The sequence below is a fragment of the Ralstonia sp. 25C genome, from assembly GCF_051904805.1.
GTDB lineage: Bacteria > Pseudomonadota > Gammaproteobacteria > Burkholderiales > Burkholderiaceae > Ralstonia.
This window is the reverse complement of the sequence record NZ_CP196738.1, coordinates 676,929-694,588: the sequence shown is the minus strand read 5'-3', so window position 1 is coordinate 694,588 and position 17,660 is coordinate 676,929. Positions and strand designations below refer to the sequence as shown.

Below are 17,660 nucleotides of genomic sequence, written 5' to 3'. Positions count from 1 at the left end.
GGCTAGGGATTGAGTACCGCTTAGCGCGACTTCGCTTGATAGCGGGTGTAGTCCACGTATCCCGTCAGGTAGACACGCGCCTTTTCACGGGTGTCTTTGGTGACGCGGTCTGCGGCTTGGCGGGCGCCGGTCTTGCCGTGCGATGACACCATCTGTGTGCCAAGGTAATCGCGGAAAGCATCGTGCATGGTGCTCAACTGGCCCTCGCACGCATCCAGCGCAGCGGTGACCACGGTCTTGGTCGGGTCGCTGCCGGCCACCCCGGCATCGGCCCGGCGCTGGACGCAATCCATGTACTGGGCGCGCTGGGCCATCCAGGGGCTGTCGGCGCTGCTCGTGCTGGCGGCGTCCGCAGCAGGCGCTTGCGAAGAAGAAGCCGACGGCGACGGCGCGTGCGAAGCACAGGCGCCAAGCAAAGTCAGCAGAACAAGGGAAGCGGCGTAGCGGGGGGTGAGGGCGGCTTTCATGGCTGGGACTGTACTGCAGCATGCCGCCGCGCGCGCCCGGCCAAGTCGACCGCACCTCACTCCATTAACAATTGGATACGACTTTGTGTCGCGCATGCCCGCAGCCGCGTGCTGCCGGTCAATGCGCCGCTTGCGAGTGGCTGCCGCCCGGCGTGGAGATGCTGCCGACGGCCTGGCCGGTCTTGTCGATGTCTCCGCAGACGGCAATGTCGCCAATGGAGACGATGCCCACCAGGCGTTTGTTGCGGTCCACCACCGGCAGGCGCCGCACCTGGATGTCGCCCATGTTGTAGGTGACGTTGTCCAGTTCATCGTCTTCAAAGCAGTACATGATGCTTTGGGACATCACGTCGCCGATGCGGGTGTCGGGGCCGCGCCCTTCCGCTACGGCGCGCACGGCGATGTCGCGGTCGGTCACCATGCCGACCAGACGGTCATGTTGGCCGACGGGCAGTGCGCCGATATCGCATTCGGCCATCATGCGCGCGGCTTCCCGGATGGTCTGGTCCGGGCTGACCAGCTTCACGTCTTCCGTCATGGCGTCTCGTACTTTCATTGCAAACCTCCTCAGGTGCGCGCTGCGTGGGTCAACGTTCCCAAGTGCCGGCGCGTCAGCACCTCGGAACACTGGGTCGGGCAGCATCGGGCGTACCTATCCGGTGCGGTGGGATGTCGCCCCGGAATGCAACGCCCGGGCGCGCGTTGGCGGCCTGGATACTGGGCTGGCGCGCACAAGGCACGGCAATTGCGTCTACGCCCGCGCTTTGACCCGCGTGCATGGCGACGCGCGCTCACATTCGGCTTCGGTTTGCCGCCTGGGGGTCGCTTTTCGGCGGCTGCACCGCACTGGATGGCAAGGCCGCCCGAGGGGCCGCAAGGCGCAGCGATGCATCAAGCGGTACGGCTTACGCGCGGCGTTGTACAAATCGCCAGACACGGGCGGGTCAAGGCAACCAACACCATAACGACACGAGCAGGAGACACGATGCTCAGCCCCCATGAAATTGCCACCCTGCTCTTGGTGCGCGGCGGATCCCGCCCGCTCGATCTGGACGACCTGGACGTCCAGGCGTTGCTCTCTCATCAGTTGATTACCCTGGAGCCCACAGATGCCGGCGCCGGCCAGCCGCGCGTCACCCTGCACGGCCAAGCCTTGCTGCAGGCGCTGGGCGTTGTGCGCACGAGCGCCATGTAACGCAGTCGCCAGGAAGAGGAAACCATCTAAGCAGACGAGTCGCCCGCCGCTGTTACCGATAGCCGATGTGCCGACGATGGGGTAGCTGGCGCATGGTGCTCAACAAGCCCGCCCTGCACGACAGAGGCTGGCAGCATGGCACCCGGCCATGTTGGTAGGCTGGCGATTCTGCATTGGAAATGCGGGGACATGTCCATGCAAATCATTATCGAAGTCCCGAACGGGACACTGGAAGTCCGTACCGAACAGCGCACCGACCGAAGGTGGGACTGCGAATATCGGCTCGTGACCGAGCACAGCGCCTCGGCGTGGGAAAGCGCGTCGATGTCGGAAGGGTTTGTGTCGTGCGATATGGCCCTCAGCGCCGGGCTGCTGCTGGGCCAGCAGTACGCACGAGATCACGCGCCTGGATGACACCAGTGCCGTCGGCGCCAAGGGCGGTTGTGGCACGCGTCGACTACTGGTTCTCGTCGGGCGGGCGTTCACGGCCGGCGGGGCTGCCGCCAGTGGAGCGGTCCTTGATGACGTTGCCGTGCTGGTCTCGGTGTGAGCTGGAACCGGAGCGCGGGACGTAGTCGCCGCTTGTGCCGGCGCTGCTGCCGCTGCTGGTGCCGGAACGGCTGCGGTTGCGTGTGGCATCGCGGCCGGTCGGGCTGTCCGTGCGGCTGGTGGTGCCGGTAGCCGTGGTGCTGCCGCTGGTGCTTGTGGCGCCGCTGGTGTCGGTGGCGCCAGCCGTGTTGTCGGTGCTGTTGGCTTGCGCGCCCGTTGCTTGTGCGAACGCGGCGTTGCCGCCAAGGCCGAACACGGCAGCCATCGACGCTGCGACGTAAGCGATGCGCGGGCGCGCGCGCCGGGTGGGGTGCGGGCGGGTCGGGATCGACATGGTGGCTCCTCTGTTGGTATCGCCTGGGGAATCCTCATCAACGCAACTCGCGCGCCTGCTTGAGTGTGGCGACGATGTCAGCGTAGGCGCGCGCACGCGCGTCTGCGTCAGGCGCGCGCAACGCATACGACGGGTGCCACGTCGCCAGCAACGTGCGCCCGGCATGCTGTGTCGCACGTCCAAAGTAGTCTTGCAGACGGACGTGTGAATCCTCCAGCAGGGCTTTCAGTGCCGTGGCCCCCAATGCCACGACCACGCTGGGCGCCACGTCGTGCAATTCCCGCTCAAGCCAGTACAGGCAGGCTTCCACTTCGCGCTGACCGGGTGTTTTATGCAGACGCCGCTTGCCGCGCAATTCCCACTTGAAATGCTTGACAGCGTTGGTGATGAAGACCGCATCACGCGGAATGCCGGCCTCTGCCAGCGCGCGATCCAGCAGTTGCCCCGCCGGCCCGACGAACGGCTTGCCCGCCAGGTCTTCGCCATCGCCGGGTTGTTCGCCCACGAGCATGATGTGCGCGCGCTTGCGCCCCTCGCCCGGCACGGCCTGGGTGGCGTGGCGCCAGAGGTCACACCTGCGGCAGGCGTCGAGCGAGGCGGGCTGCTGGTCCGGGTCGGTCCGTTCCGATCCCGATGCAGGCGACGATGGGGTGGGCGCAGAGCGGGGAGGGCGTTTGTTCAACGGTGTGCGGCGTACAGCGTGATGTGGGTTGCCGATCCTGCAGCAACTAGAGTGCCGCAGGTAGGCCACCCGCATGCCGCTGGAATGTCCATTGCGTCGGCGCAAGGGCATGTAGCCGATGCAACCCCCAAGGCACAAGGTGAGGCCCCATGCGCGAGTTGTTCGAGTGGTACCTGATGGTGTTCTTGATTCCGCTGTGGGTGCTGGCCGGCGTGGCGGATTGGTTCTGCCACCGTGCTACGCGTATCGAGCAGACGGCCGGCCCGAAGGAATCGCTGCTGCATCTGCTGATGCTGGCAGAGATGGGCGTGCCGGTGCTGGCTGCGCTGTTTTTGCGTATCAACGCGCTCGTCATGCTGTTGATGCTGGTGGCCTATGTGGTGCACGAGGCCACGGCCATGTGGGACGTCAGCTACGCGACCTCGCGCCGTAACGTCACGCCGTTCGAGCAGCACGTGCACAGTTTTCTGGAGATGATCCCGTTGATGGCGCTGTCGGTGGTGGTGTTGTTGCACTGGGAGGAGGTGCAGGGGCTGTTTGGCGTTGGCTCTACGGCGCCGGATTTCTCCGTGCATTGGAAAGACCCGCCGCTGCCCTGGGGTTACGTCGGCACCGTATTGGCGGTGTTTGTGCTGCTGGAGCTCGTGCCCTATGCGGAAGAACTGGTGCGTTGCATGCGCCAGCGCAGGCTTGGCCGTACTTCGCAATCGCAATCGCAATCGCAGTCGGGTGTGGTGGTGCGCCGTTAGTGCTACGCCAACCGTTCCAGCAGGCGGTGCGCATCAAACGGCGCCTGGACTTTCTTGTCATTGTCGAAATAGCAGTAGACGTCTCGGTGAATGTGCTGGCGAACGGGCACCCCGGCACGCTGCGCGTCGGCGGGCTCGCCGCCATCGGCCCACTGGCGGATGCGCGCGGCCCAATGGTCGAGTGCGTCGTCTGAGTACGCGCCGCTGTAGAGCGCATCCGCGCCATGCAAGCGCAGGTAGACGAAGTCGCTCGTGACGTCTTCCAGATACGGCCAATCGGCCACGGCGTGCGAGACGACCAATGCGGCGCCGTGTTGCCTGAGCAAGGCCGGAAACTCCGCTGTGCAGAAGCTTTCGTGCCGCACCTCCACCGCATGCCGTAGCGGCTGCGTGCCGCGCGTGGCAAACCACGGCGCTTTGACGCGCGCATCGTGCTGCCGGGCCAGCGCACGCGCGGCGCTGGTATCGCGCGGCAACAGCATGAGAAAGCGATCGAACCGTGCCGCGTCGAAGCGGTAGCTGGGCGGAAACTGCCACAGAAACGGCCCCAGCTTGCGGCGCAGCGCCAGCACGCCCGACGCGATGAAGTTGGCCAGCGCCGGCACCACGGTCTCGTCGCGAAAGCGGAGCATGTGCGTCAGGTAGCGCGGGCCCTTGACGGCAAATACAAAGTCGTCGGGTACGGTGTCGTGCCACGCGCGCCAATTGTCGATCGACTGCAGCGAATAGTGCGAGCCGTTGATCTCGATGGTCTCGAACTGGCGCGAGGCGTATTCGAGCTCCCGGCGTTGCGCCAGGCCCTTCGGATAGAACACGCCGCGCCAGCCTGCATAGCGCCAGCCCGAAATACCGATGCGCACGGTCATGGTTCGGTACGTCCTCCCCTGTCATTCCAATGTGACGGCTGCACAGCAACCCGTGTGCCGGGTTACTGCCAGCGCGCGCAAACGCAGGCAGGCGCGCGCATTGCGTTGTCGTGGGCTCCACTCAATCAAGGAGCCAACATGACCACCTCTGCTAATGCGCCCGTCCTGTTGCCGCAGGAGCACGCCATGAAGGCTTGGCTGGCCGAGCACCTGCCGGAAGTCACGGTGGCGTTTCTGGAGTGCTCGGCAACGCCGGGGATCGAGGCCAAGCGGTAGGCTGTGTCGCCATGGTTGGAGGCAATATCCGCTGGGTCTTCGTGGCGCTGCTGTGTGTGCTGGCACTCCTGTACGGCGTGCTCATGTAGCGCGCGGCGTGGCAGACATCTTTGCGCGCGCCGCTTCCACGGCCTCCGCCAATGTGCCCATTGCACGCACGAGCGCAGCGTGGTCCGACGTCGGCGCGGCGTAGCGCACGATATGCAGATTCAGCGCGGCTTGCAGTACCGAGGCGGTGAGGTCGGAGAACGTGTCCGCCGCGGTGACGAAGTAGTGCCGCTCGGCGCCGGGGTGCTCGGCGCCATAGGTTTCGAGCAGCGCGCGCATGTCGGAGTCGTCAATGCCGCAACCGACAAACAGGAAGGTATGCGTGCGCAGCAGGGCTTCCACCAAGTCATAGAACGTGCGATAGCGGGTGCGCGCCCGGACGTAGTCACAGCGCGAGAAAATCAGCGACGCCGGATCGCTCATCGAACCGTGTGTCTTGATGAGCAGGTTGCGTTCTTCACGCACGCGCGCGGCCACAGAGCGGTCGCTGTAGTGACAGACCCTCAACGCGCCGCCATCGGTTTCCCGCGCGCGGGTTTCATACAGCGTGTCGAAATTGGGCGTGAGGGTGATGCGGAAATTCAATGCGAGCAAGGCGTCGTGAATGGGCGCGGGGCAGAAGTTTGGGTCCACCAGCTCGCTGCGCAAGAGTGCCGTCAACCGGTGCTGCCCAAGCGCACGACGCACGATTTCCGCCGCAGTGAGCAAGTCCCCGCGCGCAATGAACTGCCGCACCTCTCGCGCCAACTGCGGGTTATCGGCATCGATGGTATGGGCGGCGCGCTCGAGCAATTCCGCCCACGTTGGCGGGTGGCGCGTGCCGTCTGTGGAGCGCGCATGGGCGGAGATGCCCGAGCCGAAGAACAGCACCGCCCGGCGCCGGGCGATGTCTTCGGCCAGCCGCGCCGGCCAGTTGACCAAAGGCTGCGACGCGCTGGCTGGCATCGTCAGGGTTGGTGGCGATCGCCCGAGAGCAACTGGCGCGCTTGCTCCATGCCGTCGCGGACGGCCTCGCCGCGCGTGCGCCAGCCGCGCCACGGTTGCGCAAGCTCACGGATCTCAAACTGCCGCGTGCCTGTGTTGACTGTCACGCGTGGTAGCCACACGCCGTGCTCGTCCTGAAAAGCCGTCACGGTAATCGTGCAGCCCGCGTGCTCAAACTGCGCGTCGGCCTCGTCTTGCGCACCTGTTAGCGGGGCGGCTCGTGATGCGGGAATCTGCATGACGTGCCTTACGGATGCGGCAACAGCGGGCGCGGCAGCTTGGCGTGCGCGGGCGCTAGTTGCAGCGCGAGTTGCGGCGTGTTAGCGGTGGCCGACTCGTCGGTCAGGTCGCGTGCGAAGGAATAGGCGGTGATCACGGCCAGCGTGACCGCCACGATGGTCAGCCATTCGTGCGTGTCCATGCGTGTCTCCTGGTGTGGCCCCCCCCCCTGGGGCATGCCACCCGCCTGTGACGCAAAGTCTGGGCCTGAAGCGGGGGCATGCCGGTGTGGAGCCGGCTACAGCAGCGAGTCGTCGTCCTTTGTTTCGCGCGCCGTCTTTTCGCCCAGTTCGGCGCCTGTACGCGGATCGCTTGCCGGGTCCGAGGCGAGGCGCTTTTTCAGCGCGTCGAGCGTCGCCAGTTCAACGTCGCTCAGCTTGACCGATGCGTTGCCGTCTCCGCCGTCGGCCGGCAGCGGCGGGTCTGCCACCAGGTGGAGGCCCGTGCCGCTGTTCCACGGTGCATGTACCACGGGGGCGCCACGCGACAGCTTGAAATACGCATCGCTGAACTCCGGCACCGGCGGCAGCTTGCCCGGTGGGAAGTTGCCCGAGATGGCATACAGCGCTTTCTCAAACGACTTCTGGTGCGAGACCTCGCGCGTCATCAGAAAGCCCAGCGCATCGCGCACACCGGGGTCGTCCGTCACGTTCATCAGGCGCTCGTAGATGATCTTGGCGCGCGCTTCCGCCGCAATGTTTGAGCGCAGGTCGGCAGTCGGCTCGCCGATCGAATCAATGTAGGCGACCGTCCACGGCACGCCGCCGGAATTGGTGAGCGCCGGCCCGCCGCCATAGAGCACTTGCGTGACGTGGCTGTCGTTGCCCGCGCCGTTGAGCTTGCGATACAGCTCGGCCTGTTCGCCCACCGCTTCAGCCAGTTCGCCCTTGGCGCCCCGGTTGAGCATGGCGACGATGGTGCCGATCACCTCCAGGTGGCTCAGCTCTTCGGTGGCGATGTCGTAGAGCATGTCCTTGCGGCCGGCATCTTCCTCGGCCACTGCCTGCGTGAAGTAACGCATGGCCGCTGCCAACTCGCCCTGTGGGCCTCCAAACTGTTCGAGCAGCAGGTTGGCCAGGCCGGGGTCGGTCTGGTTGACGCGGACGGTGTACTGCAATCGCTTGTTATGCATGAACATGGGGTTCTCCTGGGAGCGTAGTCAGGTGCCGGGTGGCGCAGCCTTGACCGCAATGGCCGTTCCATCGCGTGCCGCATGTGTGGGATAGGGATGCGGACCCGTCGCGGGAACGGTGGTTGCGTTGCCCGCTGCGGCACGCATGTTTCGGAGCGCCCATGGATGACAGCCTTGCCTTGCCGCAGGAGATGGACACGCATGTGCCTGCGGCCTCTGCCCGCGTGGCCGCACAGGTGCGCGACGTGCTGGAGGGCCGTCGGCGCGGCTGGCGTGCGTTGGCGCCGCTCATGGGGCCGGCCATCGTGGTGTCGGTGGCGTACACCGACCCCGGCAACATCGCCACCGGCATCCAGGCGGGTGCACGCCATGGGCTGCAATTGCTGTGGGTGGTGGTGGCCGCCAATGCGGTGGCGATGCTGTTTCAGGCGCTTTCTGCGCGCTTGGGCATCGTGACGGGGCGCAATCTGGCGCAGCTGTGTCGCGCCCATCTGCCCGCACCGGCCGCGCTGGCCATGTGGCTCATCAGCGAGTTGGCCGCCATGGCCACGGACCTGGCGGAATTCGTGGGCGCAGCCGTGGGCATTGCGCTGTTGACTGGCATACCGCTGCCGCACGCCATGGTGGCTGCAGGGGTGCTGACTTACCTGTTGCTGATGCTGCAGGCGCGCGGCTTCCGCTGCATTGAGCTGATGATCGGCGCGCTGGTCGGCGTGATCGGTATCTCTTACCTCCTCCAGATGTGGATCTTGCCGGTCGCATGGGGGCCGGTGCTGCGGCATGCGCTGGTGCCGTCGGCCCTGCCGCCCGATGCACTGGTGCTGGCGGCCGGCATCGTGGGCGCGACCGTGATGCCGCACGCGCTGTTTTTGCACTCCGGGTTGACCGACACCCGTGTCCGCCCGCGCGACGCGCGCGAGACAGCGCAACTGCTGCGCTTTTCCAACTGGGAGGTAGTGGCCGCGCTGGCCGTGGCGGGCGGCATCAACCTGGCGATGGTGGTAGTGGCGGCCAGCGCCTTCCACCCCGCGCATGCTGGCGTGGCGGGCCTCGAATCCGCCTACGTCACGCTGGTGCCCATGTTTGGTGGTGCTGCGGCGGCGGTGTTTCTGGTGGGGTTGATTGCATCTGGCCTGTCCAGCTCGGTGGTCGGAACGATGGCCGGGCAGGTTGTGCTGCAAGGCTTCCTGCGTGCGCGTGTGCCGGTGTGGGCGCGGCGGCTGGTGACCATGGTGCCGGCGTTTGTCGTCATCGGCGCGGGTGTTGACGTGACCCGCGCCCTGGTGATCAGCCAGGCGGTGCTGAGCATGGTGGTGCCGTTTCCCATGGCAGCGCTCATCTGGCTGACCCGCCGCGCAGACGTGATGGGGCCGCATGCGGTGGGACGGGGCCTCACGTTACTGGCCGCGCTCGGGACGGTGCTGGTGGCGGCACTGAACGCCGTGCTGGTGGTGGATCTGTTGTGATGGCCTGTGTGGAACCCTTCTACCGGGGCGGCTCTGACGGCGCCATCCGGAAGTTCCGGCTGCTAACATGCATGCCCCCAAGCCGGATACGGAACGCCCCCAGGCTCATGACAAAAACAACGCACCATCGCCCCCATCTGCTCCTGGCCAGCCTCACCCTGGCGGGCGGGCTACGGCATCCCTCGGCCATGGGGCATCTCATTCGCACGGCGTGCATCAGCTGCCGGCTGGCGGAACGCATGGGTTTGGACGACGCCATGCAGCGGCAGGTCTATCTCACCGCGCCTGTGCACGATGTCGGCAAGCTTGGTGTGCCGGACGCCGTGCTGCTCAAGCCCGGCGCCTTGACTGACGAAGAGCACCAGATCATGCGGCGCCATTCCAGCATCGGCGCGGACATCCTCTCGGGCAGTGCAGACGCGCTGCTGCAATGCGCCGCCGACGTGGCCCGCCACCACCATGAGCATTTCGACGGCACGGGCTATCCGGATGCATTGGCGGGCGAACACATTCCGCTGGCCGCACGCATCGTGGCCGTGGCCGATGCGTTTGACGCGATGACGGAGCCGCGCGTGTACCGGCAAGGCATGACGGAAGAACAGGCCTTGGCCGCGCTGGCTGAGCGCAGCGGCAGCTATTTCGACCCGCAGGTGGTGGATGCGTTCTTGCGCGATATGCCGGGCGTGCGGCGCATGCACGCGGTCGCGGGAGAGCTGCTCGCACAGCACGGTGATGTGGCGGCGGTCAGCCAGTTCTACGGTAACGAACAGCCGTCATGGACCTTCTTTGATCACGTGCGTGGCGTCGGCTGACACACGCCGCCACGTTTTCCGCGGCTAGGTCAGCGGCGGTGGTGGCGCACCGCGATAGAGCGCGAAGTCGTGCGTCTTGTCCTGTGCATCGACGCGGATCGGGTCCACGTCATCGTAGAAGAACGCCCACGGTGCCGTGCACTGCAGGTCGAATCCCGTATCCGCCAACTTGCCCGTCGCCGGTTCGGCTACGTGCGCCGCAACCTGGGTGCGTAACCACTGGCTGAGTTGCTGGCGGATGTCTTCTCGCTTCGGGTGGTTCAGGCGGCAGTAGGTGCGCGCCTCGCGTGCAGCCATGTGCAGTGTCAGGGTGCAGCGCGTGGGGTTGCCATGCGCGCCGGCAGAAGTCCATTCCGCCAGGATGTTGCAGCCACCGCAAGCGCTGCGCGTGGCGCGCACCAGCGCGGACCGCGGCAAGGCGGCGCTGGCCGTCTGTTCCAGTTCCCACAGCGTGGCATCCACCACCTCATCGGGCTGCCGCTCCAGCATGGTGCTCCCCCCTTTCTTTCTCGCGCACTGATGTGGGTGAGCCTACGCCTGCCGCCGCAGGCGAGGCTGATGTCGATCAAGGGTCGGTTTGGCTGGCGCGTCATGTCTGGAATATGAAACGTTCTAGAGGCGTTGCTCTCTTGCTGGCTTGAGGTGCGTCAAGTTGGGCGGCGTGCGGGTGGCATCTAATCAATGTGACTCCACGCAATCGTTTAACACCGCCCCCCCGCCCATGCGCGCTGCCCCCGTGCTGTCTTCCTCTGCTGCTGAACAGATCGACCCGCCGTTTCATGCCGCGCTAGCGCGCGCCACGGGTTCGCTGTCGTTTGTGTCGATGCAACTGGCATGGCTGGATTGGGCGCTGCATCTTGCGGTATCGCCGGGCAAGCGGCTGGACCTGTTCCGCCTGGCGCTGACGCAAGCGGAGCAGCTCGCCCGCTATGCGCGCGGCTGCATGGCCGCCGGACCGCAGCAGCCCTGCCTGTGTGTGCTGCCGCCCGCGTACGACCGGCGCTTTGCCGCAGACGAATGGCGCCTGTGGCCGTTCAATGTGCTGCACCAATCCTTTCTGCTGACCGAGCAATGGTGGGACGCCGCCACGCATGGCGTGTGGGGCGTCGCCAAACACCACGAAGACGTGGTGGCCTTTGCTGCGCGCCAGTGGCTCGACATGCTGTCACCCGGCAACCAGTTGGCGACCAACCCGGTCGTATTGCGCCAGACGTTTGAGCAGCGCGGCCGCAACCTCGTGCACGGCGCACTCAACGCGCTGGACGATGCGGAGCGCGCGATGAGCGGCGCCGCGGCTGCCGGCACCGAAGGCTACGTGGTGGGCGAGAACGTGGCCGTGACCCCCGGCAAGGTGGTGCTGCGCAACCGGCTGATCGAGTTGATCCAGTACGCGCCCGCCACACCCAAGGTGCAGGCCGAGCCGATCCTGATCGTGCCGGCCTGGATCATGAAGTACTACATCCTCGACCTGTCTGCGCAGAACTCGCTGATCCGCTATCTGGTGGAGCAGGGCCACACCGTGTTCTGCATCTCGTGGAAGAACCCCGACGAGGCCGACCGCGACCTCGACATGGACGACTACCTCCAGCTCGGTGTGTTCGACGCGCTCGCCGCCGTGAATGCCATCGTGCCCGGCCGGCGCGTGCACGCCACCGGCTACTGCCTGGGTGGCACGCTGCTGGCCATTGCGGCCGCCGCCATGGCGCGCGATGGCGATAGCCGGCTCGCATCAATGACGCTCTTCGCGGCGCAGACCGACTTTTGCGAGCCGGGTGAACTCGGCCTCTTCATCGACGAGGCCCAGGTCAGCCTGCTGGAAGCACAGATGGCACAGACCGGCTACCTGCGGGCCAGCCAGATGGCGGGCGCTTTCCAGATGCTGCGGTCGTATGACCTGCTGTGGTCACGCATCGTGGGCGAATACCTGCTGGGCGATCGCGCACCCATGAATGACCTGATGGCCTGGAACGCCGATGCCACGCGCATGCCCGCGCGCATGCATGGCCAATATCTGCGGCACTTGTTCCTGAACGACGACCTGAGCGAAGGCCGCTACCCGGTGGGTGGCAAGCCGGTGCTGTTGAGCGATATCGACTTGCCGATCTTCGTGGTCGGCACGCTGGCGGACCACGTGGCGCCGTGGCGCTCGGTCTACAAGTTGCATCACCTGACGGACGCGGAGCTGACGTTTGTGCTGACCAGTGGCGGGCATAACGCGGGCATCGTCAGCCCGCCGGCAAATTCGCATCGGCGCTTCCAGATGCAGACGCGCGCTGCGGGTGGCACGTCAATGGCGCAGGACGACTGGCTGGCCTCGGCACCCATGCACGAGGGCTCGTGGTGGCCGGCATGGCATGCATGGTTGCTAGCGCATGCATCCACCACCGCGCCCGTGAAGCCGCCGAAGATGGGCGCGCCCACGCTGCCACCGTTGGGCGACGCGCCCGGCACCTACGTGCTGGAGAAGTAGATGCGCGCGCCGACCCAAGCCTCCAGGCACAGCATGGCCGCGCGGATGGCGACACGCGTGGTGGTCATGGCCGTGCTTGTCACCGTGTCGGGCTGCATGTCGATGGCGCCGACGTATACCCAGCCCGCATTGCCCGTGGCCGCACACTACGACGCCGACGATGGTCGCGATGGCCTGTCGGCGGCCGCCACCGGCTGGCAGGCTTACTTCACCGACGCGAGCCTGCAAGCCTTGATTGCGCAGGCGCTGGACAACAACCGCGACCTGCGTACCGCCGTGCTGAGGGTGGAAGAGGCGCGCGCTGCGTTCGGCATTCAGCGTGCGGAGGCGTTTCCGCATCTCAACGCTCAGGCCGGCATCAACCGCCTGGGCATTCCGGCGGACCTGAGCCCACTGGGCATGCCGATGCGCGTGAGCCAGTATCAAGTGGGTGCGGGTGTTTCCAGCTGGGAGATCGACTTCTGGGGGCGCGTGCGTAACCTCAACGACGCCGCGCTGGAAAACACCATCGCTTCCGACGCCGCACGCCGTGCCACCGCGCTCAGCCTGATCGCCCAGGTGGCCGACAGCTACCTTGTGCTGCGAGAGCTGGATGAGCGCATCGCACTCGCTCAGCAAACCGTGGACAGCCGCACCGAGACGCTGCGCATCTTTTCGCGCCGGGTGGACGTGGGCGCCACGTCGCGCCTGAACCGCACGCAGGTCGAGACCCTGTTGACGCAAGCGCAGGCGCTGCTCGCGCAATTGCAGCAGGCGCGTGATGCGCAAGCGCATGGCTTGGCGCTCTTGGTGGGCAAGCCCATCGACTTGCCCGCCGTGGCCGAGCCGCTGGATGAACACCGCATGCTGGCTGACTTGCGCGCGGGGCTGCCGTCCGATCTGCTGACGCAGCGCCCGGACATCGTGGCGGCGGAGCACCAGTTGCGCGCCGCGCACGCCAACATTGGTGCGGCACGTGCGGCGTTTTTCCCGCGTGTCGCGCTCACCGGGGCATATGGCACGGCCAGCCCCGAGCTGGGCAACCTGTTTTCGCCCGGCACCCGCGTCTGGCTGTTCGCGCCCAGCATCACGCTGCCGCTGTTTGAAGGCGGCAAGCTGCGCAGCAACCTGGACTTGGCCGAAGCGCGCCGAGACCTGGCTGTCGCCGGCTACGAGAAGACGGTGCAGCGCGCCTTCCGCGATGTGTCGGACGCGTTGTCCGCGCGCAAGTGGCTGGCCGAGCAACTCGACATCGCGCAAGCCGCACTGGCCACGCAGACCGAACGCGCACGCCTGTCGCAATTGCGTTTCGATGCGGGCTCGTCGACGTATCTGGAGGTGCTCGACGCGCAGCGCGATTTGCTGGCTACCCAACAGCAGGTCGTGCAGGTGCGCCGCGCGCTGCTGTCGAGCCGCGTGGGCCTGTATGCGGCGCTCGGTGGCGGCACGCAGGCTACCGCCTCATCGTCCGCCGCTGCATTACCACCCCATCTGAGCCTGACGCCGCAGCCGCGCGCATCGGGCGGAGCCACACCATGAAGACACCTTCCCGACAACAATGGATTGCGCTGATCGTGGCCGCGCTGGTGGTCGGCGGCGTAGTGGCCTGGCAGGTGTTACGGCACGACGGTCCCGGCAAGGGCTTTGTCAGCGGCAATGGCCGCATTGAAGCCACCGACATCGACGTGGCCACCAAGCTGCCCGGCCGCGTGCAGGACATCCTGGTGGACGAAGGCGATTTCGTCACCGCCGGCCAGCCCCTTGCGCATATGCAGGTGCAGAGCCTGGAAGCGCAGCGCGACGAAGCGCTGGCGCGGCAGCAGCAATCGGTGTCTGGCGTGTCGAGTGCACAGGCCCAGGTGGCCGTGCGCGAGGCCGACCGCCAGGCGGCGCAGGCGCAGATCGCGCTGCGCGAAAGCGATCTGGATGCCGCACAACGCCGTTTGGCGCGCTCTGAAACGCTGTCGCATGAAGGCGCGTCTTCCATGCAAGAGCTGGACGACGACCGCGCCCGCGTGCGCAGCGCCAAGGCTGCGCTGGTAGCGGCGCGCGCGCAGGCTGAAGCAGCCCAGGCTGCCGTAGCGGCGGCGCGCATGCAGGTGGCGGGTGCCAATGCCACGGTCAAGGCTGCGGACGCCACCGTGCTGCGCATCAAGGCGGATCTGGATGACAGCGCACTCACCGCCCCGCGCGATGCACGCGTGCAGTACCGCATCGCACAGCCCGGCGAGGTGCTGGCCGGCGGCGGGCGGCTGCTGAACTTGGTGGATCTGTCCGACGTGTACATGACCTTCTTCGTGCCCGAAACGGATGCCGGCCGCATTGCCATGGGCAGCGAGGTGCGCATCGTGCTCGACGCCGCGCCGCAGTACGTGATCCCCGCGCGCGTGTCGTTCGTCGCCAGCACCGCGCAGTTCACGCCCAAGACGGTGGAAACCGCCAGCGAGCGGCAGAAGCTGATGTTCCGCATCAAGGCGCAGATTGACCGCGACTTGCTGCGCAAGCACCTGAAACTGGTGAAGACCGGGCTGCCCGGCGTGGCGTGGCTCAAGCTGGACCCGCAGGCCGCTTGGCCGGCCAATCTGGCGGTCAAGGTTCCGCAGTGAACACGGTAGCCGCCCAGCCGCCCGTGGTACGCCTGGCCGGCGTGCACCTGCGTTACGGCAAAACGCTGGCGCTTGATGGCATCACGCTGGACTTGCCGGCCGGCTGCATGGTCGGGCTGATCGGGCCGGATGGCGTGGGCAAGTCGAGCCTGCTGTCGCTCGTGGCCGGGGCCCGCGCGCTGCAAGGCGGCACCGTCCACGTGCTGGGCAGCGACATGGCCGACAGCCGGGCGCGCGCCGCCGTCGGCCCACGCATCGCCTACATGCCGCAGGGGCTGGGGCGCAATCTGTATCCCACGCTATCGATTGAAGAGAACCTGCAGTTCTTCGGCCGCCTGTTCGGCCACGATGCGGCCGAGCGCCGCCGCCGCATCGATGCGTTGACGGCCAGCACCGGCTTGCGCGCCTTCCTGTCGCGGCCAGCGGGCAAGCTGTCGGGCGGCATGAAGCAGAAGCTGGCGCTGTGCTGCGCGCTCATCCACGACCCTGACCTGCTGATCCTCGATGAGCCGACCACGGGCGTCAACCCGCTCTCGCGCAGCCAGTTCTGGGAGCTGATTGGCGGCATCCGCGCCGAGCGCCCCGGCATGAGCGTCGTTGTGGCCACCGCCTACATGGAAGAGGCCGAGCGCTTTGACTGGCTGGTCGCTATGGATGCGGGGCGCGTGCTGGCCACCGACACACCGGCCAGCCTGCGCAGCCGCACGGGCACGGCATCGCTTGAAGCCGCGTTCATCGCGTTGCTGCCCCCTGCGCGCAGAGCCGGGCATCAAGCCGTGGTGGTCCCACCGCTGGTGGCCGGTGCGGATGACGATGTGGCCGTGCAGGCGCGCGGGCTGACCATGCGCTTTGGCGATTTCGTTGCGGTCGACCACGTGGACTTTCGCATCCGGCGTGGCGAGATCTTCGGCTTTCTCGGCTCCAACGGCTGCGGCAAGTCGACCACCATGAAGATGCTGACCGGCTTGTTGCCCGCCAGCGAAGGACAGGCTTGGTTGTTCGGCCATCCGGTGGATTCCACGGACATCCGGAATGGCAACGACATGCGCCGGCGCGTGGGCTACATGTCGCAGGCGTTCTCGCTGTACGGCGAACTGACGGTGCGCCAGAACCTCGTGCTGCATGCGCGCCTGTTCCAGGTGCCCGAGCCCGAAGTGCAACCGCGCGTGGCGGAGATGCTCGCCCGTTTTGGTCTGCACGATGCCGCCGACAGCCTGCCCGAACGCCTGCCGCTGGGCATGCGGCAGCGCCTGTCGCTGGCCGTGGCGATGGTGCACAAGCCCGAGTTGCTGATCCTGGACGAGCCGACCTCCGGCGTGGACCCAGTCGCGCGCGACCTGTTCTGGCGCCTGATGGTCAACCTCGCGCGGCAGGACCGCGTGACCATCTTCATCTCCACGCACTTCATGAACGAGGCCGAGCGGTGCGACCGCATTTCGCTCATGCACGCCGGGCGCGTGCTGGTGAGCGATGCGCCCGGCGCGCTGGTGCAGGCGCGCGGCACGCAGACGCTGGAGCAGGCCTTCATCGCCTACTTGCGCGAGGCCTCGGAAACTGGCGACGCGGCATCGGCTACCACGCCGCCGGCCGCACGTGCCGCCGCTGTCGATGCACCTGCCACCATCGCACCCCGCCATCGCCGTTTCAGCTTGGCGCGCGCATTGAGCTATTCGCAGCGCGAGGCGCTGGAGCTGCGCCGCGACCCCGTGCGCGCCACGCTGGCGCTGCTGGGCACTGCCATCCTGATGTTCATCATCGGCTACGGCATCAGCCTGGACGTGGAGAACCTCACCTACGCCGTGCTCGACCGCGACCAGACCACGCTGTCGCGCGACTACACATTGAATCTGGCCGGCTCGCGGTATTTCATCGAAAAACCCCCGATTCGTGACTACGCTGAGTTGGACCGCCGCATGCGCAACGGCGAGCTGTCGCTGGTGATCGAGATTCCGCCCGGCTTTGCGCGCGATGTAGAGCGTGGTGCGGCGGTGCAGATCGGTGCATGGGTGGACGGCGCCATGCCCACGCGCGCAGAAACCGTGCGTGGCTACGTGCAGGCCATCCACCAGCTCTGGCTGGCCGATGCCGCCGTGCACCGGCTGGGGCTGCGGCTTGCCGAGCCCAGCACGATTGAAACGCGCTACCGCTACAACCCCGATGTCCGAAGCCTGCCTGCCATGGTGCCTGCCGTGATCCCGATGCTGCTGATGATGATTCCCGCCATGCTGGCGGCGCTGTCGGTGGTGCGCGAGAAGGAGCTGGGTTCCATCATCAACTTCTACGTGACGCCCGTGACGCGGGCGGAGTTTGTCCTGGGCAAGCAAGCGCCGTATATCGTGCTGGCCATGCTGAACTTCCTGCTGCTGGCGCTGTTGGCCGTGACAGTGTTTGGCGTGCCCATCAAGGGCAGCTTTGCGACGCTCGCGCTGGCAGCGCTGATCTTCGTGACGTGCTCGACGGGCTTCGGGTTGTTTGCGTCCACCTTCACGCAAAGCCAGATCGCGGCCATGTTCGTCACCATGATCGGCACGATCATTCCATGCGTGCAGTTTGCGGGACTGCTGAACCCAGTGTCGTCGCTGGAGGGCATGGGCGCGCTGATCGGGCGGGTGTATCCGGCCACGCATTTCCTGACCATCAGCCGGGGCGTGTTCAGCAAGGCGCTGGATGCAAGCGCGCTGGGCAGCGCGTTCTGGCCGCTGTTGGCGGCGGTGCCCGTCATTCTGGCGGCGACGCTGTTGATGCTGCGCAAGCAGGATCGGTAGG

General features: G+C 66.6%; 20 protein-coding genes. 10 read left to right on the top strand and 10 right to left on the bottom strand.

The window, feature by feature from the left end; genetic code table 11:
- Positions 1 to 20: 20 nt before the first annotated feature.
- Together ACS7SF_RS21615 and ACS7SF_RS21610 are read right to left on the bottom strand one after the other, a co-directional pair.
- Positions 21 to 467 (bottom strand): hypothetical protein, encoded by a 447-nt coding sequence (locus ACS7SF_RS21615; RefSeq protein WP_439894172.1) that lies wholly within the window; start codon positions 465 to 467, stop codon positions 21 to 23.
- 118 nt (positions 468 to 585) lie between these two features.
- Positions 586 to 1,023 (bottom strand): CBS domain-containing protein, encoded by a 438-nt coding sequence (locus tag ACS7SF_RS21610; RefSeq protein WP_439894171.1) that lies wholly within the window; start codon positions 1,021 to 1,023, stop codon positions 586 to 588.
- 429 nt (positions 1,024 to 1,452) lie between these two features.
- Here ACS7SF_RS21610 and ACS7SF_RS21605 point away from each other — a divergent pair, with 429 nt between their 5' ends.
- Both ACS7SF_RS21605 and ACS7SF_RS21600 read left to right on the top strand, forming a co-directional pair.
- The gene (locus ACS7SF_RS21605) at positions 1,453 to 1,662 is read left to right on the top strand and encodes a hypothetical protein (RefSeq protein ID WP_439894170.1); all 210 of its coding nucleotides are present in this window, start codon (positions 1,453 to 1,455) and stop codon (positions 1,660 to 1,662) included.
- Positions 1,663 to 1,857: 195 nt separating this feature from the next.
- Positions 1,858 to 2,076, top strand: a complete 219-nt coding sequence (locus ACS7SF_RS21600) for a hypothetical protein (protein WP_439894169.1) — start codon at positions 1,858 to 1,860, stop codon at positions 2,074 to 2,076.
- Between the two features lie 43 nt (positions 2,077 to 2,119).
- Here the strand turns inward: ACS7SF_RS21600 and ACS7SF_RS21595 are convergent, their stop codons facing one another.
- Together ACS7SF_RS21595 and ACS7SF_RS21590 are read right to left on the bottom strand one after the other, a co-directional pair.
- Complete coding sequence (locus ACS7SF_RS21595) at positions 2,120 to 2,545, bottom strand: hypothetical protein (RefSeq protein ID WP_439894168.1); 426 nt, start codon at positions 2,543 to 2,545, stop codon at positions 2,120 to 2,122.
- Between the two features lie 37 nt (positions 2,546 to 2,582).
- Positions 2,583 to 3,227, bottom strand: a complete 645-nt coding sequence (locus tag ACS7SF_RS21590; RefSeq protein ID WP_439894167.1) for a UdgX family uracil-DNA binding protein — start codon at positions 3,225 to 3,227, stop codon at positions 2,583 to 2,585.
- A 149-nt stretch (positions 3,228 to 3,376) separates the two neighbouring features.
- On the opposite strand from ACS7SF_RS21590, the gene ACS7SF_RS21585 reads away from it, so the two are divergent.
- The gene (locus tag ACS7SF_RS21585) at positions 3,377 to 3,976 is read left to right on the top strand and encodes a diguanylate cyclase (protein WP_439894166.1); all 600 of its coding nucleotides are present in this window, start codon (positions 3,377 to 3,379) and stop codon (positions 3,974 to 3,976) included.
- A 2-nt stretch (positions 3,977 to 3,978) separates the two neighbouring features.
- Here ACS7SF_RS21585 and ACS7SF_RS21580 read toward each other — a convergent pair whose 3' ends face one another.
- Entirely contained in the window at positions 3,979 to 4,842 is an 864-nt protein-coding gene (locus ACS7SF_RS21580) for a DUF72 domain-containing protein (protein WP_439894165.1), read from the bottom strand.
- Positions 4,843 to 4,980: 138 nt separating this feature from the next.
- Between ACS7SF_RS21580 and ACS7SF_RS21575 the strand changes: the two genes are divergently transcribed.
- The gene (locus ACS7SF_RS21575) at positions 4,981 to 5,118 is read left to right on the top strand and encodes a hypothetical protein (RefSeq protein ID WP_439894164.1); all 138 of its coding nucleotides are present in this window, start codon (positions 4,981 to 4,983) and stop codon (positions 5,116 to 5,118) included.
- Between the two features lie 81 nt (positions 5,119 to 5,199).
- On the opposite strand, the gene ACS7SF_RS21570 is transcribed toward ACS7SF_RS21575, so the two are convergent.
- From ACS7SF_RS21570 to ACS7SF_RS21555, 4 genes are all read right to left on the bottom strand, one after another.
- Positions 5,200 to 6,111: an SIR2 family protein gene (locus ACS7SF_RS21570; protein WP_439894163.1), complete on the bottom strand. Its 912-nt coding sequence runs from the start codon at positions 6,109 to 6,111 to the stop codon at positions 5,200 to 5,202.
- 2 nt (positions 6,112 to 6,113) lie between these two features.
- The gene (locus tag ACS7SF_RS21565; RefSeq protein ID WP_439894162.1) at positions 6,114 to 6,389 is read right to left on the bottom strand and encodes a DUF6566 family protein; all 276 of its coding nucleotides are present in this window, start codon (positions 6,387 to 6,389) and stop codon (positions 6,114 to 6,116) included.
- Positions 6,390 to 6,397: 8 nt separating this feature from the next.
- Positions 6,398 to 6,571, bottom strand: a complete 174-nt coding sequence (locus ACS7SF_RS21560; RefSeq protein WP_439894161.1) for a hypothetical protein — start codon at positions 6,569 to 6,571, stop codon at positions 6,398 to 6,400.
- A gap of 96 nt (positions 6,572 to 6,667) precedes the next feature.
- Positions 6,668 to 7,567: a manganese catalase family protein gene (locus tag ACS7SF_RS21555; RefSeq protein ID WP_439894160.1), complete on the bottom strand. Its 900-nt coding sequence runs from the start codon at positions 7,565 to 7,567 to the stop codon at positions 6,668 to 6,670.
- Between the two features lie 155 nt (positions 7,568 to 7,722).
- Here ACS7SF_RS21555 and ACS7SF_RS21550 point away from each other — a divergent pair, with 155 nt between their 5' ends.
- On the top strand, positions 7,723 to 9,027 hold the full coding sequence (locus ACS7SF_RS21550; protein ID WP_439894159.1) for an Nramp family divalent metal transporter: 1,305 nt from the start codon (positions 7,723 to 7,725) through the stop codon (positions 9,025 to 9,027).
- A gap of 107 nt (positions 9,028 to 9,134) precedes the next feature.
- A complete protein-coding gene (locus ACS7SF_RS21545) occupies positions 9,135 to 9,839 on the top strand; it encodes an HD-GYP domain-containing protein (protein ID WP_439894158.1) in 705 nt (234 codons plus the stop codon).
- Between the two features lie 24 nt (positions 9,840 to 9,863).
- On the opposite strand, the gene ACS7SF_RS21540 is transcribed toward ACS7SF_RS21545, so the two are convergent.
- Complete coding sequence (locus ACS7SF_RS21540) at positions 9,864 to 10,328, bottom strand: hypothetical protein (protein WP_439894157.1); 465 nt, start codon at positions 10,326 to 10,328, stop codon at positions 9,864 to 9,866.
- 232 nt (positions 10,329 to 10,560) lie between these two features.
- Between ACS7SF_RS21540 and ACS7SF_RS21535 the strand changes: the two genes are divergently transcribed.
- Genes ACS7SF_RS21535 through rbbA form a run of 4 tightly spaced genes read left to right on the top strand, consistent with a single transcriptional unit; the run spans position 10,561 to position 17,659 of the window.
- Positions 10,561 to 12,309 (top strand): PHA/PHB synthase family protein, encoded by a 1,749-nt coding sequence (locus ACS7SF_RS21535; RefSeq protein ID WP_439894156.1) that lies wholly within the window; start codon positions 10,561 to 10,563, stop codon positions 12,307 to 12,309.
- Positions 12,310 to 13,827, top strand: a complete 1,518-nt coding sequence (locus ACS7SF_RS21530; protein ID WP_439894155.1) for an efflux transporter outer membrane subunit — start codon at positions 12,310 to 12,312, stop codon at positions 13,825 to 13,827.
- Positions 13,824 to 14,894, top strand: a complete 1,071-nt coding sequence (locus ACS7SF_RS21525) for an HlyD family secretion protein (protein WP_439894154.1) — start codon at positions 13,824 to 13,826, stop codon at positions 14,892 to 14,894. Before ACS7SF_RS21530 ends, ACS7SF_RS21525 begins: the two co-directional genes overlap by 4 nt.
- Complete coding sequence (gene rbbA / locus ACS7SF_RS21520; RefSeq protein ID WP_439894153.1) at positions 14,891 to 17,659, top strand: ribosome-associated ATPase/putative transporter RbbA; 2,769 nt, start codon at positions 14,891 to 14,893, stop codon at positions 17,657 to 17,659. Before ACS7SF_RS21525 ends, rbbA begins: the two co-directional genes overlap by 4 nt.
- Position 17,660 lies beyond the last annotated feature (1 nt).